The organism is Arenimonas maotaiensis (assembly GCF_014638745.1).
Taxonomy (GTDB): domain Bacteria; phylum Pseudomonadota; class Gammaproteobacteria; order Xanthomonadales; family Xanthomonadaceae; genus Arenimonas; species Arenimonas maotaiensis.
The window spans coordinates 560,271-575,121 of record NZ_BMFO01000002.1 but is presented as its reverse complement, the minus strand read 5'-3'; the positions used below and the strand labels follow the sequence as shown (position 1 = coordinate 575,121).

General features: G+C 67.7%; 16 protein-coding genes and 1 pseudogene. 14 read left to right on the top strand and 3 right to left on the bottom strand.

What is annotated here, in order from left to right; translation table 11 throughout:
- The first annotated feature begins 63 nt into the window (after positions 1–63).
- From IEV56_RS06915 to rluB, 3 genes and pseudogenes are all read left to right on the top strand, one after another.
- Positions 64–966: a segregation and condensation protein A gene (locus tag IEV56_RS06915; protein WP_188449146.1), complete on the top strand. Its 903-nt coding sequence runs from the start codon at positions 64–66 to the stop codon at positions 964–966.
- Positions 967–978: 12 nt separating this feature from the next.
- Positions 979–1,662: pseudogene (gene scpB / locus IEV56_RS06910) on the top strand (SMC-Scp complex subunit ScpB); the annotation flags it as partial.
- A 41-nt stretch (positions 1,663–1,703) separates the two neighbouring features.
- Positions 1,704–3,281 (top strand): 23S rRNA pseudouridine(2605) synthase RluB, encoded by a 1,578-nt coding sequence (gene rluB / locus IEV56_RS06905; RefSeq protein WP_188449141.1) that lies wholly within the window; start codon positions 1,704–1,706, stop codon positions 3,279–3,281.
- Positions 3,282–3,348: 67 nt separating this feature from the next.
- Here the strand turns inward: rluB and IEV56_RS06900 are convergent, their stop codons facing one another.
- The 3 genes from IEV56_RS06900 to IEV56_RS06890 are packed head-to-tail and all read right to left on the bottom strand — an operon-like array spanning position 3,349 to position 6,471.
- Complete coding sequence (locus IEV56_RS06900; RefSeq protein ID WP_188449139.1) at positions 3,349–4,503, bottom strand: PQQ-dependent sugar dehydrogenase; 1,155 nt, start codon at positions 4,501–4,503, stop codon at positions 3,349–3,351.
- 16 nt (positions 4,504–4,519) lie between these two features.
- Entirely contained in the window at positions 4,520–5,326 is an 807-nt protein-coding gene (locus IEV56_RS06895; protein ID WP_188449138.1) for an amidohydrolase, read from the bottom strand.
- Positions 5,323–6,471: a pyridoxal phosphate-dependent aminotransferase gene (locus IEV56_RS06890; protein ID WP_188449136.1), complete on the bottom strand. Its 1,149-nt coding sequence runs from the start codon at positions 6,469–6,471 to the stop codon at positions 5,323–5,325. The genes IEV56_RS06895 and IEV56_RS06890 overlap by 4 nt, the downstream gene beginning before the upstream one ends.
- 129 nt (positions 6,472–6,600) lie before the next feature.
- On the opposite strand from IEV56_RS06890, the gene ccmA reads away from it, so the two are divergent.
- The 11 genes from ccmA to IEV56_RS06835 are packed head-to-tail and all read left to right on the top strand — an operon-like array spanning position 6,601 to position 14,849.
- Entirely contained in the window at positions 6,601–7,245 is a 645-nt protein-coding gene (gene ccmA, locus IEV56_RS06885; protein WP_188449134.1) for a heme ABC exporter ATP-binding protein CcmA, read from the top strand.
- Positions 7,238–7,903, top strand: a complete 666-nt coding sequence (gene ccmB / locus IEV56_RS06880; RefSeq protein WP_188449132.1) for a heme exporter protein CcmB — start codon at positions 7,238–7,240, stop codon at positions 7,901–7,903. The genes ccmA and ccmB overlap by 8 nt, the downstream gene beginning before the upstream one ends.
- 3 nt (positions 7,904–7,906) lie before the next feature.
- Complete coding sequence (gene ccmC, locus IEV56_RS06875) at positions 7,907–8,656, top strand: heme ABC transporter permease CcmC (RefSeq protein ID WP_188449130.1); 750 nt, start codon at positions 7,907–7,909, stop codon at positions 8,654–8,656.
- Positions 8,653–8,793, top strand: a complete 141-nt coding sequence (gene ccmD, locus IEV56_RS06870) for a heme exporter protein CcmD (protein ID WP_188449122.1) — start codon at positions 8,653–8,655, stop codon at positions 8,791–8,793. Before ccmC ends, ccmD begins: the two co-directional genes overlap by 4 nt.
- On the top strand, positions 8,790–9,269 hold the full coding sequence (gene ccmE, locus IEV56_RS06865; protein ID WP_188449120.1) for a cytochrome c maturation protein CcmE: 480 nt from the start codon (positions 8,790–8,792) through the stop codon (positions 9,267–9,269). The genes ccmD and ccmE overlap by 4 nt, the downstream gene beginning before the upstream one ends.
- The gene (locus IEV56_RS06860) at positions 9,269–11,188 is read left to right on the top strand and encodes a heme lyase CcmF/NrfE family subunit (RefSeq protein WP_188449118.1); all 1,920 of its coding nucleotides are present in this window, start codon (positions 9,269–9,271) and stop codon (positions 11,186–11,188) included. Before ccmE ends, IEV56_RS06860 begins: the two co-directional genes overlap by 1 nt.
- Positions 11,185–11,712 carry a DsbE family thiol:disulfide interchange protein gene (locus IEV56_RS06855; protein WP_188449116.1) on the top strand — a complete coding sequence of 176 codons (528 nt, stop codon included), beginning with the start codon at positions 11,185–11,187 and terminating at the stop codon, positions 11,710–11,712. The genes IEV56_RS06860 and IEV56_RS06855 overlap by 4 nt, the downstream gene beginning before the upstream one ends.
- Positions 11,709–12,128: a cytochrome c-type biogenesis protein gene (locus tag IEV56_RS06850; RefSeq protein ID WP_188449114.1), complete on the top strand. Its 420-nt coding sequence runs from the start codon at positions 11,709–11,711 to the stop codon at positions 12,126–12,128. The genes IEV56_RS06855 and IEV56_RS06850 overlap by 4 nt, the downstream gene beginning before the upstream one ends.
- Positions 12,128–13,138, top strand: coding sequence for a c-type cytochrome biogenesis protein CcmI/CycH (locus IEV56_RS06845; RefSeq protein ID WP_188449112.1), 1,011 nt, complete (start codon positions 12,128–12,130; stop codon positions 13,136–13,138). The genes IEV56_RS06850 and IEV56_RS06845 overlap by 1 nt, the downstream gene beginning before the upstream one ends.
- Positions 13,135–14,268 carry a homoserine O-acetyltransferase MetX gene (gene metX, locus IEV56_RS06840; protein ID WP_188449110.1) on the top strand — a complete coding sequence of 378 codons (1,134 nt, stop codon included), beginning with the start codon at positions 13,135–13,137 and terminating at the stop codon, positions 14,266–14,268. The genes IEV56_RS06845 and metX overlap by 4 nt, the downstream gene beginning before the upstream one ends.
- On the top strand, positions 14,265–14,849 hold the full coding sequence (locus IEV56_RS06835; protein ID WP_188449108.1) for a cysteine dioxygenase family protein: 585 nt from the start codon (positions 14,265–14,267) through the stop codon (positions 14,847–14,849). Before metX ends, IEV56_RS06835 begins: the two co-directional genes overlap by 4 nt.
- Positions 14,850–14,851: the final 2 nt, after the last annotated feature.

Below are 14,851 nucleotides of genomic sequence, written 5' to 3'. Positions count from 1 at the left end.
CCCCGGCTTTCCGCTTACCCTGAAATCCTCCGCGGCGCACACTCGCCGACCCGACGACTCTCCATGACCCAAACGCCCGTGCCAGAGGCCGCTGAGCCCGTTCACGCCCAGACGCCGCAACAACAGGAAATGCCCTTGGCGTTGGTCAAAGGCCAACCGGTGCTGCAGATGCCCCAGGATCTGTACATCCCGCCGGACGCGCTGGAAGTCATCCTGGAAAGCTTCGAGGGCCCGCTCGACCTGCTGCTGTACCTGATCCGCCGCCAGAACCTCGACATCCTCGACATCCCGGTCGCTGAAATCACCAAGCAATACGTGTCCTACATCGGGGTGATGGAGGAGCTGCGCTTCGAGCTGGCCGCCGAATACCTGGTGATGGCCGCCATCCTGGCCGAGATCAAGTCGCGCATGCTGTTGCCGCGCCCGCCCGCCGAGGACGGCACCGACGCCGACCCGCGCGCCGAGCTGGTGCGCCGCCTGCAGGAATACGAGCGCTTCAAGAAAGCCGCCGAGGACCTGGACGGCATTCCGCGCCTGGAACGCGACACCAGCGTGGCGCACGCCTTCATGCCCGACCGCATCGTGCACCGCGCGCCGCCGGACGTGGATTTGAAGGAGATGCTGCTGGCCCTGCGCGACGTGCTCAAGCGCGCCGACCTGTTCAGCCGGCACGCCATCAAGCGCGAGGCGCTGAGCGTGCGCGAGCGCATGACGCGCGTGCTGGAACGTCTGTCCGACGGCCAGTTCCACGGCTTCGAGACCCTGTTCACGCCCGAAGAGGGCCGCATGGGCGTGGTGGTCAGCTTCCTGTCGATCCTGGAGCTGGCCAAGGAGCGCCTGTTGGAAATCGTGCAGGAAGCCCCGATGGCGCCGATTTTCGTGCGCGCGCGCGAACTGACCGCCGAAGAAACCGAGGCCGCCGAGCGCGACCTCCTCCAATCCGAATTCGACCAACCGTCGACCTGAGTACGACCTGCCATGAGCGAAACCGAACCGAATCTGCCGCCGATGCTGGAGGCCGCCCTGCTGGCCTCGCCGCAGCCGCTGACCGTCAAACAGCTGTATGAACTGTTCGGCGACGCGCCGCCCAAGCCCGGTTCGATCGAACAGACCTTAACCGCGCTTAAAGACGCCTGCGAGGGCCGCGGAGTCGAATTGGTCGAGGTCGCTTCGGGCTGGCGCTACCAAGTCAAGGCCGATGTGCACCCGTATGTGGCGCGGCTTTGGACCGAACGGCAGGGCAAATATACCCGCGCCACGCTGGAGACCCTGGCCCTGATCGCCTACCGCCAGCCGATCACCCGCGGCGAGATCGAGCAGATCCGCGGCGTCAGCGTCAGCGCATCTATGATAAAATCGCTGGAGGAACGCGAGTGGATCCGCGTTCTCGGACACCGCGACGTGCCCGGACGCCCGGAATTGTTCGGCACCACCAAGACCTTCCTCGATTATTTCGGCCTGAAGAGCCTGGACGAATTGCCGCCCTTGGCGGAATTGAAGGAATACCCGGAACTGGAACCGCAGCTGTCTTTCGACATTTCCGAGCCCATCCCGGCTCAGGCCGCCGTGCACACGGAGCCGAGCGGGCCAGCCGAGGCCGGAGACGCATCCGCCACCCCCGAACACGACGCATCGGAAGACCCCGTCGAGACGACGACAGACGATACGCAGCACTGAGGCGCCACGCGCCGGAGAATCACTGAATGAGCGAGACCCCTCGCAAAGTCCTTTCGTTGAAAGGCACCGATACCGCATCCAAAACCAAAGCCTCCGAGCGCCTGCACAAAGTGCTGGCCCAGGCCGGACTCGGCTCCCGCCGCCTGCTGGAGGAGCGCATCGCGCAGGGCGCGGTCAAGGTCAACGGCGCCACCGCGCAGACCGGCCAGTCGGTCGCCAGCGGCGACCGCATCGAGATCGACGGCAAGACCTTCGTCGCCAGCGCCCTGAGCGAACCGGGCTCGGTGCTGATCTACAACAAGCCCGAGGGTGAAGTCACCACCCGCGAAGACCCCGAAGGCCGCCCGACCGTGTTCGACGCCCTGCCCCGCCTGAAAGGCGCGCGCTGGATCGCCGTCGGCCGGCTCGACATCAACACCACCGGCCTGCTGCTGCTGACCACCGACGGCGAGCTGGCCAACGCCCTGATGCACCCGTCGGGCAACATCGAACGCGAATACGTCTGCCGCATCCACGGCGAGGTGCCGGACAACGTGGTCGACCGCCTGGCGCGCGGCGTCGCGCTCGAGGACGGCCCGGCCAAGTTCGAGAAGATCGAACGCATCGGCTCCAGCGACTCGCATGCCTGGTTTCAGGTGGTGATCACCGAAGGCCGCAACCGCGAAGTGCGCCGCCTGTGGGAATCGCAGGGCTACCAGGTCAGCCGCCTGAAGCGCGTGCGCTACGGCGACATCACCCTGCCGCGCCTGCTGAAACGCGGCCAATGCGTGGAGCTGGAGCAGCCGAAAGTCGACGCCCTGCGCGCCCATTTCGGACTCGACAACAACGTGCCGGTGCTGACCCTGCAGCCGGTGATCGGCCAACGCAAATCCAAGCCGACCGAAATCCGCGTCGGCGGCGAACGCGCCCAAGGCGCCTACGTCAACGGCCACGTCAACGACGAGGCACGCGAACTGCGCCGCTTCGACCACGTCCGCGAGGACCGTCCGCGCGGCCGCGGCCGTCCCGGCGCCGGCGCCAAGAAGCCGTTCGGCAAGCCCGGTGGTGGCGGCAAATTCGGCAACGACAACGCCGGCAACCGCGCGCCGCGTGCCGGCAAGCCGTTCGCCAAGGGCCCGCGCCCGCCGCGCGACGACAACTTCGGCAACCGCGCCGAAAAGCCGCGTTTCGGCAAAGGCCCGCGCCCCGGAGGCGCCCAGCCCGGCGGCGAGTTCAAATCCTGGTATGTGCCGGAAGGCGTCGATACCGGTTCGCGCGTGGCGCCGCCGCGCGCCCCGCGTGCGCCCAAACCGTTCGGCGAACGTCCGTCCAAGCCTTTTGGTGAGCGTACCGCCAAGCCGTTCGGCAACCGCGGTCCGCGTCCGGAAGGCGACCGTCCGTACGCCGCACGCGGTCCGAAGCCGCAGGGTGATCGTCCGTTCGCGCCCAAAGGTCCGCGTCCGCAGGGCGACAGTCCATACGGCCAGCGTGGCCCCAAACCGGCCGGCGGCGCGTTCAAGCCGCGCGGCCCGAAGCCGCAGGGCGACCGTCCGTTCGCGGCCAAGGGCCCACGCCCGCCGTTCAAACGGCGCAAACCGGAAGACGGTTTCCCGTCGGACGACTGAGTGACACGAAAAAGCCCGCGATTGCGGGCTTTTTCATTGCCGGCGGCACGCGCCGCGAACCCTAGGCCTACTTGCCCAGCGGCTTGATCTGCAGCAGCTTGCCGGAATCGGTCAGCAGGTACAGGAACCCGTCGGGGCCCTGCTCGATGTCGCGGATGCGCTCGCCGACATCTGCCAACAGGCGCTCGCGCGCGGTCTCGCGGTCGCCGTTGAAGCGCAGGCGCCACAGCGACTGGCCGGCCAGCGAGCCCATCAGCACGTCGTTGTTCCAGGCCGGAAAGGCCTTGCCGGTGTAGAACAGCAGGCCCGCCGGCGCCACCGAAACCGGGGTCCAGGTGCTCAGCGGCTCGACGAATTTCGGCACGTGCGTGCCGCCGCCGAGCCGGCATTTGTCGCCGATCGGCTGGCCGTAGTTGCAGCCGTAGCTGGCGTCCGGCCAACCGTAATTGCGGCCGGCCTGCACGCGGTTGATCTCGTCGCCGCCCTGCGGGCCATGCTCGTTCAGCCACAGCGCACCGGTGACCGGATGCAGGGCCGCGCCCTGCGGATTGCGGTGGCCGAGGCTGTAGATTTCCGGACGCGCGCCGGCGGTTTTCCACGCCGGATTGCCGGGCGCCGGGCGGCCCTCGCGGGTGATGCGCACGACCTTGCCCAGGCTCTGCGCCATGTCCTGCGCTGGCGTGAACTTCTGCCGGTCGCCGAGGGTGACGAACAGGTTGCCATCGCGGCCGAACACCAGGCGTGAACCGAAGTGGCCGTTGCCCTTCACTTTCGGAACCTGCCGGTAGATCACGCGGATGCCGGACAAGCCGTCCTTGCCGAGCACGCCGCGTGCCACCGCAGTGCCTGACAGGCCGTTTTCGGCACGGGTGCCGGGTTCGGCATAACTCCAGTAAATGGTGCGGTTACGGGCGAAATCCGGATCCAGCACCACATCGAGCAGGCCGCCCTGGCCCTGCGCCGCCACCGCCGGCAGGTTGGCCAGCGTCTGCTCCACGCGCTGGCCGTCGGCCGACAGGATGAGCATCGTGCCCGGCTTCTGGGTCACCAGAATACGTTTGTCGGGCAGGAACGCCATGCCCCAAGGCGATTTCAAACCGGTGTTGAGTTCCTGTACCAGCAACGTGTAATCGGCGGACTTGACCGCCTTGGCGGCTTCGGCCGTGTTCAACGGCAAGGCGACGGCGGCGGCGAGGGCAACGGCGAGCAGAACGGGTTTCATGGCGGGCTCCGGCAGATCAATCGTCAAAGGTGAAACGGTCGGCATCCAGATAGGCCGGGAAGCGCTGGCGGAAGGCACTCAGCTCGGCGTACGACAGCCGCGCGCTGCACACCTGCGGCGTATCGTCGGCTTCGGCCAGGGGCTGTCCGAGGAAATCGAGCACGGCGCTGCCGCCCAGATAATGCAGGTTGTTGGCGTCGGTGCCGGTGCGGTTGACGCCGATCACATAGCTCAGGTTTTCGATGGCGCGCGCCTTCAGCAGGGTCTGCCAGGCGAAATGGCGCGGACTCGGCCAGTTGGCCACGTAAATCAGCAGGTCGTAGTCGCAGGCGTCCGGCACGCTGTGGCCGAACCGGTTGCGCGAGAACACCGGGAAGCGCAGGTCGTAGCAGACCAGCGGACAGATGCGCCAGCCCTTGTATTCGACCAGCAGCCGGTCGGCGCCGGCGGCGTAGCGGGTATGTTCGCCGGCCATGCGGAACAGGTGGCGTTTGTCGTAATGCCGCACGCTGCCGTCGGGCTGTACCCACAGCATACGGTTGTACACCGCATCGCCGTCGCGGATCTGCACGCTGCCGGTGATGGCGAAGCCGTGTTCGGCCGACTGCGCGCGCAACCAGGCCACGGTCTCGCCGGCCATGGTTTCGGCGCGCTCGAGCGCTTCATTGGAGAAGCCCGAGGTGAAGGTCTCCGGCAACACCACCAGGTCGACGCCCGGCGAAAGCGCCGCGAAGCGTTCGGCGTAGCGGGCGCGGTTGGCCGGCGGATCGTGCCAGACGGTATCGGCCTGCACGATGGCCACGTTCAGGTCCGACGCGCTCATACCTGCTCCAGGCGCGCGATGGCGGCGTCCAGGGTTTCCGCGTTCTTGGCGAAGCACAGGCGGATCAGGCGTTGGCCTTCGGGCGGGCGCTCGTAGAACGGCGACAGCGGAATCGCCGCCACGCCCTTCTCCACGCACAGCCAGCGCGCGAATTCGGCATTCGGCAGATCGGAGATGGCGGAGTAATCGACCAGTTGGAAATAGCCGCCCGGCACCGGCAACGGCCGCAGGCGCGTGCGCGCCAGTTGCGTCCGCAGGTAATCGCGCTTGCTTTCATAGAACGCGCCGAGTTCGGCGTGGTGCTCGGGGTGCTGGCGGATCATCTCGGCGAACGCCCACTGCGCCGGCGCGAAGCTGCAGAAGGTGTTGTACTGGTGCACCTTGCGGAATTCGGCGCTGAGCGCCTTGGGCGCCACGCAGTAGCCGATCTTCCAGCCGGTGCAGTGGTAGGTCTTGCCGAAGCTGGACACCACGAAGCTGCGCTCGGCCAGCTCCGGATAGCGTAGCGCGCTCTCGTGCCGGGCGCCGTCGAACAGGATGTGCTCGTACACCTCGTCCGACAGCACCACGATGTCGGTGCCGCGCACCAGTTCGATCAGGCGTTGCATGTCGTCGGCGGTCCACAGCGCGCCGGAGGGATTGTGCGGCGAATTGATGAAGATCATCCGGGTGCGCGGCGTGACCGCCGCGCGCAGGCGCTGCCAGTCGACCGAAAAATCGGCCGGGTCCAGCGCGACGTGCACGCACACGCCGCCGGCCAGGTCGATGGCCGGTTCATAGCAGTCGTAGCAGGGGTCGAGCACGATGACCTCGTCGCCCGGACGCACCACCGCCAGCACGGCGTCGAAGATGGCCTCGGACGCGCCGCTGGTGACGGTGATTTCCGAGTCCGGACACGCGGTATGGCCGTAGCAGGCCAGCGTTTTCTCGGCGATCGCCTCGCGCAGCGCCGGCACACCCATCATCGGCGCGTACTGGTTCTTGCCGTCGCGCATGGCGCGCGCCAGCGATTCGACCAGGAAATCGGGCACCGGGAAGTCGGGAAAGCCTTGGCCGAGGTTGACCGCCTGATGCTGCATCGCCATCTGCGACATCACGGTGAAAATGGTGGTGCCGACCTTCGGCAGCTTGGTTTGCGGGATCATCAGCGGGTTCCGGATTGATTCAGGTCAATAGTATGCGTCAGCCGGCGCATTTTCACCCGATTTTAGCGTTTAAGTGATTGTAAAACCGTTAAAATGGCCGGGTAATCCGATGCCCGCCCGTGGACCCCGATGCCCGTTGCCGCCGCCGCCCTGATTGAAGCCGATGCGCTGTGCTTCTCGCGCAACGAAGAGCGCATCTTCGGGCCGCTGGATTTCCGCATCGACGCCGGCGAAGCCTTGCTGGTGAAAGGCGATAACGGCGCCGGCAAGACCACCTTGCTGCGCGTGCTGGCCGGCCTGTTGCCGCCGGAATCCGGCCGGATCCGCCTGCAGGGCGAAGACTTCGGGCGCGACGGCTTCGTGCAACTGGCGGCCTATCTGGGCCACCGGCACGGGCACAAGGCCGAACTGACCGTGCTGCAGAACCTGCGCTTCTCGGCCGCCCTGCAGGGCCGGCACGATGAAGCCTTGCTGGAACGCCTGATCGCCGACTGCGGCCTGGCCGGCTACGAAGACACGCCGGCCGGCAAGCTCTCGGCCGGCCAGAACAAACGCCTGAGTCTGGCGCGGTTGCAGGCCGGCGAGCGCCCGCTGTGGCTGATGGACGAACCCTACGCCAACCTCGATCTGGCCGGCATCGCCTGGGTCAACGCCCTGGTGCAGCGCCATATCGAATCCGGCGGCGCGGCGCTGATCAGCACCCACGGCGCCTATGCCGCGCCGGCGGTGCCGGTGCGCACGCTCGACATCCGGCGGAGCGCGGCCCATGGCTGAATTCCTCGCCCTGCTGCGCCGGGACACCGCGCTGATGTGGCAGCGCCGCGGCGACGCCGCGCAGCCGCTGCTGTTCGCGCTGATGGTGTGCGTGATGTTTCCGCTGGCGCTCGGTTCGGAACCGGCGCGCTTGGCGCAAAGCGCCGGCGCGGTGATTTGGGTCGCGCATCTGCTGGCCGGCCTGCTGGTGCTCGACAACCTGTACCGCAGCGATCTGGAGGACGGCAGCCTGGAACAGCTGCTGCTGGCGCCGGTGCCGCTGCCGCTGGTGATCGCCAGCAAGGTGTTGGTGCACTGGCTGACCACCGCCCTGCCGGTGCTGTTGGTCACGCCGCTGTTGGCGCAGATGCTGTTCCTGCCGGACGGCTTGCTGCCGGTGTTGATGCTCGGCCTGACCGTCGGCTCCGTGCTGATGAGCCTGATCGGCGCGGTGGTGGCCGCGCTGACGCTCGGCATCCGCCGCTCCGGCATGCTGTTGGCCTTGATGGCGCTGCCGCTGTACGTGCCGGTGCTGGTGTTCGGCGCCGGCAGCGTGTGGTCGGCCGCGCAAGGCCTGCCCTGGCTGGGCGCCATCTGGTTGATGTGCGCCGGCCTCGCCCTTCTTCTGGTGCTGGCGCCCTGGGCCGCCGCCACCGCCCTGCGACTCGCCCTGAGCTGACCTATGAACAAAATCATCCTGTGGTTCAACCAGACCGGCTCGCCGCCCCGCTTCGACGAATTCGCCACGCGCTGGGCCGGCCCGAGCTTCCTCGCCGCCTTCGTGCTGATGGCCATCGGCATATACGGCGCCTTGTTCGCCGTACCGGCCGACTACAAACAAGGCGACAGCTTCCGCATCCTGTACATCCACGTGCCGGCGGCCTGGATGAGCATGTCCATTTTCGTCATCATGGCCATCCAGAGCGTGATTGCCCTGGTCTGGCGCATCAAACTGTGCGAGCTGTTGGCCATGGCCTCGGCCCCGGTCGGCGCGCTGTTCACCGCCATCACGCTGATCAGCGGCGCGGTCTGGGGCAAGCCGACCTGGGGCACCTGGTGGACCTGGGATCCGCGCCTGACCTCCGAGCTGGTGTTGCTGTTCCTGTATCTGGGCGTGATCGGCCTGTATGCCGCCATCGAGGACCGCCGCGCCGCCGCGCGCGCCGCCGGTTTCCTGGCCATCGTCGGCGTGGTCAACGTGCCGATCGTGCATTTCGCGGTGACCTGGTGGAACACCCTGCACCAGGGCGAGACCATCCGCCTGATCGGCCCCTCGAAAATGGATTCCAGCATGATGTGGCCGCTGCTGGTGCTGCTGGTGGCCACCAAGCTCTGGTACATCGGTTCGCTGCTGGTGCGCACGCGCGTGCTCAACCTGCAGCAGGAAAGCCGGAAACAATGGACGCTCGAGCGCTATGGAGACGTGAAATGAACCACTGGAACTACATCCTGATGGCCTACGGCGCCTTCGCCGCATTGATGCTGTGGGATTACGCCGCGCCGCGCATGGCCCTCGGCCGGGCGATGCGCGCCATCCGCCTGAAGCAGCGCAAAGGAGGCCAGGCATGAACCCGGTCCGCAAACGCCGCCTGATCCTAGTCGGCCTGGTGCTGCTGGCGGCCTCGGTGGCCGCGGTGTTCATCACCCTGGCGCTGCAGGAGAACATCAACTACCTGCACACCCCGACCGAAGTGCGCACCGGCAAGGCCCCGGCCGACGGCCGCTTCCGCCTCGGCGGCGTGGTCTGCCAAGGCAGCGTGCAACGCACCGAGGGCACGCTCGACGTGCGCTTCAACATCACCGACGGCAAACGCCATGTGCCGGTGCACTTCAACGGCATCCTGCCGGACATGTTCAAGGAAGGCACCAGCGTGATCGCCACCGGCAAGCTGGACGGCAATGAATTCGCCGCCACCGAAGTGCTGGCCAAGCACGACGAGACCTACATGCCGGAAGAGGTGGCCAAGAGCATGAACCCGGAGATGCTGGCCAAGATGAACAGCGGCGGCGACGCCCGGCACACCATCGACTGCGGAGCGCCCTGATGCTGCCCGAACTCGGACAACTCGCCCTGCTGCTGGCCTTCGTGCTGGCCCTGCTGCTTTCCGCTCTGCCGCTGCTCGGCGCGCAACGCGGGCACGAGGCCCTGATGCGCAGTGCGCGGCCGCTGGCCTACGCGCTGTTGGCGGCGGTCACGGTCAGCTATGTATTGCTGACCGTCGCGTTCGAACTGCATGACTTCTCGGTGGCCTATGTCGCCAAGAACTCCAACACCCTGCTGCCGCCGATGTACCGCATTTCGGCGGTCTGGGGGGCGCACGAAGGCTCGCTGCTGCTGTGGGTGCTGATCCTGTGCCTGTGGATCGCCGCGGTGGCGCTGTTCTCCAAACGCCTGCCGGACGCCGTGCGCGCGCGCGTGCTGTCGGTGATGGGCATGGTGGCGTTGGGCTTCCTGGCGTTCACGGTGATCACCTCCAACCCGTTCGAGCGCATGCTGCCGGCGCCGCTGGAAGGCCACGACCTGAATCCGCTGCTGCAGGATCCGGGCCTGATCTTCCACCCGCCGCTGCTGTACATCGGCTACGTCGGCTTCTCGGTCGCGTTCGCGTTCGCCATCGCGGCGCTGATCGACGGCCGCATCGACACGCGATGGATTCAATGGGCGCGGCCCTGGACCAATGTGGCCTGGGCGTTCCTGACCCTCGGCATCGCGCTCGGCAGCTTCTGGGCCTATTACGAGCTGGGCTGGGGCGGCTGGTGGTTCTGGGATCCGGTCGAGAACGCCAGCTTCATGCCCTGGCTGGTCGGCGCGGCGCTCTTGCATTCGCAGGCTACCACCGAGAAGCGCGGCAGCTTCTCCAGCTGGACCCTGCTGCTGGCCATCGCGGCGTTCTCGCTTTCCCTGCTCGGCACCTTCCTGGTGCGCTCGGGCGTACTCACTTCGGTGCACGCCTTCGCCTCCGACCCGGAGCGCGGCATGTTCATCCTGGCCTTCCTGTGCGTGGTGGTCGGCGGTTCGCTGGCGCTGTTCGCCTGGCGCGCGCCGAAGGAAGCCGGCAAGCCGTTCCAGTGGCAATCGCGCGAAAGCCTGCTGCTGGTCAACAACCTGCTGCTGTCGGCGGCGGCGGCGATGGTGCTGCTCGGCACCCTGTATCCGCTGTTGGCCGAAGCCTTGGGCTTGGGCAAGGTCTCGGTCGGTCCGCCCTACTTCGGCAAGCTGTTCCTGATCTTGATGGCGCCGCTGGTGCTGCTGATCCCGTTCGGCCCGCTCAGCCGCTGGCAGAAGGAAGACCTCGGTGCGGTCGGCCGCTGGCTGTTGCCCTGGTTGGCGCTGGCCGCGTTGGCCGCCGTGGTCGCGTATTTCCGCGCGCCGCAGCATCCGCTGAAGGCGGCCATGGCCTGGTTCGCCGGCCTGTGGCTTCTGCTCGGCACCGCGCGTTTCGTCTGGCAGCGCATCAAGCACGCGCAAGGCCGCTTCACCGCCGAAATGGCCGGCATGACCCTGGCGCACGCCGGCGTGGCGGTGTTCTGCTTCGGCGCGCTGATGACCGAAGGCCTGAGCGTGGAGAAGGACGTGGCTGCCAAGCCCGGACAACGCTTTGAAATCGGCGAATACCGCTTCACTTTCGAAGGCGTTCAGCGAGTGCAGGGCCCGAACTTCGTCGCTGACCGCGGCAGCATCCTGGTCGGCCAGGGAGAGAACGTCGACGCCCGCCTGCATCCGGAAAAACGCCGCTACGCCTCCGGCGGCAGCGTGATGACCGAAGCCGACATGCACGGCGGCCTGACCCGCGACCTGTACGTGGCCTTGGGCGAACCGATCGACGATGCCGGCGGCTGGGCCCTGCGCCTGCACGTCAAGCCGTTCGTGCGCTGGATCTGGTTCGGCGCGCTGATGATGGCGCTCGGCGCGCTGCTGGTGACCTTCGACAAGCGCTTTCGGCGCCAAGGCGGCGCGGCATGAACCGCCTGCTGCCGCTGATCGCTTTCGTGCTGTTGGCCGCGTTGCTGTTCGTCGGCGTGCGCATGAATTCGGGCAAGGACAACTCCGCCATCCCCTCGCCGCTGATCGGCAAACCGGCGCCGGCACTGACGTTGCCGGAACTGCCGTTGCCGGAGTCGCGCATCGCGGTGGACGCCCTGCGCGGCCGCCCCTATGTGCTGAACGTCTGGGGCAGCTGGTGCGTGAGCTGCCGGGTCGAGCATCCGGTGATCACCGAGCTGGCCAAATCCGGCGCGCTGGTGGTGGGCTACAACTACAAGGACACGCCCGAGGACGCGAGCCGTTGGCTGGCGCAGTTCGGCAACCCGTTCGCGCTGGTGGTGCAGGACGCCGACGGCCAGGCCGCGCTGGACTGGGGCATCTACGGCGCACCGGAGACCTTCGTGGTCGACGCCGAGGGCATCGTGCGCTTCAAGCACATCGGCCCGCTGACGCCGGACATCGTGCAGGACAGGATCCGCCCGCTGCTGGAGGACACGCCATGAGGACGCTGCTGGTGTTGCTGGCCCTGTTGCTCGGGCAAACCGCCGCGGCGCTGGAGCCGGTCGATTACCGCAGTGCGGCCGAAGAACAGCGCTTCAAGGCGCTGACCGCCGAACTGCGCTGCGTGATGTGCCAGAACCAGAGCATCGCCGACTCCAACGCGCCGATCGCGCACGACCTGCGCCGCGAGGTGTTGGCGCTGATGCGCGAAGGCCGCAGCAATGACGAAATCAAGCAGTATCTGGTGGAGCGCTACACCGACTTCGTGCTGTACGAACCGCCGATGCGCGGCGGCAACTGGCTGCTGTGGGTCGGGCCGTTCCTGATCCTGCTGGCCGGCGGCATCGCCGTCTATCGCATCATCCGGCGCAAGCAACCCGCCGCGGCCGCGCCCGCCGCCGACAACGAGGAATGGTAATGGCTCTTTTCATCGGCATCGCCGCCCTGTTCACCCTCGCCGTGCTGGCATTCGCCCTGTATCCGCTATGGCCGGCACGACGCGGCCTGGCGCTGGGCATCGGCGGCGTCTCGGCCGCCGCCGTGCTCGGCCTGTATCTGTTGCTCGGTCGGCCGGAAGCCATCGGCTACGTACCGCCGCCGTCGCCGCAAGTCGATCAGGCGCAGCAGCTCGACCAGGCCTTGGCGGAACTGGAAGCGGTGGTGCGCGCCGAACCGGCCAACCAGGAGGCCCGCGTGCTGCTGGCGCGCAGCTACATGCAGCTCGGCCGTCCGGCCGAGGCGCAGCCGCACTTCGCCGAGGCGCTGGCGCGCGACGCCGGCAACGCCGCGCTGATGGTCGATTACGCCGAATCCCTCTTCCGCGCCGGCAAGCCGGACGTGCCCGATGCGCGCGCGCGCGAATGGATCGACAAGGCCATCGCCGCCGAACCGGGCAACCAGCGCGCCCGCTTCTTCCGCGGCATCCTGCTGTTGCAGGCCGGCCAAGCCGCCGAGGCCGCCAAGGCTTGGGAGGCGCTGTTGCCGGAACTCGACCGGCAGACCGCGCAAGCCCTGCTGCCGCAGATCAACCAGGCCCGCGTCCAAGCCGGCCAGCCGCCCTTGGCCGACTCCGTGCTGCCGGCCGCGATGACCGTACAGGTCACCGTCGAGCTCGACCCGGCCCTGCGTGCCGCCACGCCGCCGGGCGCGGTGCTGTTCGTGTTCGCCAAGCGCGTCGACGGCGGCGGTCCGCCGGTGGCGGCCAAGCGCCTGCCGGTCTCGGCCTTCCCGGTGCAGCTGGCGCTGTCGGACGCCGACTCGATCATGCCGACCGCGACGCTGTCCAGCCAAGCCGCGTTCACGCTGTCCGCGCGCATTTCGGCCAGCGGCAGCGCCGAAGCCGGCGCCGGCGACTGGCAGAGCGAAACGCTGACGGTGCAATCGGATAAACTGGCTCCGGTCACTTTGGTTCTGCGCAAACAACCATGACGGAATTCATCGCCCCCGGCACCCGCTTCGCCCCGCTGCCCTCGCCGTTCGCCTTCCGGCGCGGCGGCAGCCTGAAGCAGGGCCGGATGGCGTATGAGACCTGGGGCGCGCTAAACACCAAGGGCGAAAACGCCGTGCTGATCCTGACCGGCCTGTCGCCGAACGCGCACGCCGCCGGCTCGCCGGATAACCCCGACAAAGGCTGGTGGGAAGCGATGCTCGGGCCCGGCAAGGCCATCGACACCGAGCGCTGGTTCGTGGTCTGCGTCAACACCCTCGGCAGCTGCAAGGGCTCCAGCGGTCCGGCCTCGATCGACCCCGACAGTGGCCAGCCCTACCGCCTCGACTTCCCCGACCTGTCGGTGGAGGACTGCGCCAAGGCCGCCAAGGCGGTATTGAACCATCTCGGCATCGAATCGCTGGCCTGCCTGATCGGCAACTCGATGGGCGGCATGGTGGCGCTGTCGTTCCTGCAGCAGTTCCCGCTGTTCACCCGCAGCCACATCAACGTCTCCGGCAGCGCGCAGGCGCTGCCGTTCTCCATCGCCATCCGCTCGCTGCAGCGCGAGGCCATCCGCCTCGATCCGCAGTGGAACAACGGCCGCTACGGCGACGGCGACTACCCGCGCAATGGCATGCGCATCGCGCGCAAGCTGGGCGTGGTCACCTACCGTTCGGCGGTGGAATGGGAGGGCCGCTTCGGCCGCGTGCGGCTGAACGAGGACCCCGGCGACAACGACCGCTTCGGCATGGAGTTCGCGGTGGAAAGCTATCTGGAAGCCCACGCCGAACGCTTCGTCGACCAGTTCGACCCGAACTGCTACCTGTACCTGAGCCGCGCCATGGACTGGTTCGACTTCTGCCGGAGCTGCGCGCACAGCGACGACGACCTGACCGAGGCGCTGTCCGGCATCCACGTCGGCAGCGCGCTGGTGCTGGGCGCCAGCACCGACATCCTGTTCCCGCTGCACCAGCAGCAGCAGATCGCCGACGGCCTGGCCCGCGGCGGGGCGCGCACCACTTTCGTGCCGCTGGACTCGCACCAGGGCCATGACGCCTTCCTGGTCGACATCGACCGGTTCGCGCCGCCCATCCGCCGCTTCCTCGACGACCTCAAGGACACCGCATGAACGACCTCGACTTCACCGGCAAGGACAAACTGCTGGCCCTGCTCCGCGACGCCTGCGGCCGCACCGACAGCGACGAGACCGTGCGCGTGCTGCGCGACGGCATGATCCGGCTGATCAACGAGAAGGCGCTGTTCCTGCCCGAATGCGTGTTCGAACCGGTGGAAGGCCATTACGCCCGCCGCGAGATCTACAAATGCCCGGACAGCGGCGTCAGCGTGGTGGCGATGACCTGGGCGCCGGGCCAAGGCACCCCGATCCACGACCACTGCGGCCTGTGGGGCGTGGAAGGCGTCTGGCAGGGCGAGATCGAGATAACCCAGTACGAACTGCTGGAGCAGAAGGACGGCAAGGTCCGCTTCCTGCGCCACGAACCGATGATGGGCGGCGTCGGCTCCTCGGGCTGCATCATCCCGCCGCACGAGTACCACACCATCCGCAACCCGGACCCGAAGCGCATCGCCATCTCCCTGCACATCTACAAGGACAGCATGGGCGAATGCGCCATCTACGAGCCGCTGGGCGACGGCTGGTACGCCAAGGGCAGCAAGCAGCTGTGCCTGGACCCGGTGGACTGTGACTGAAG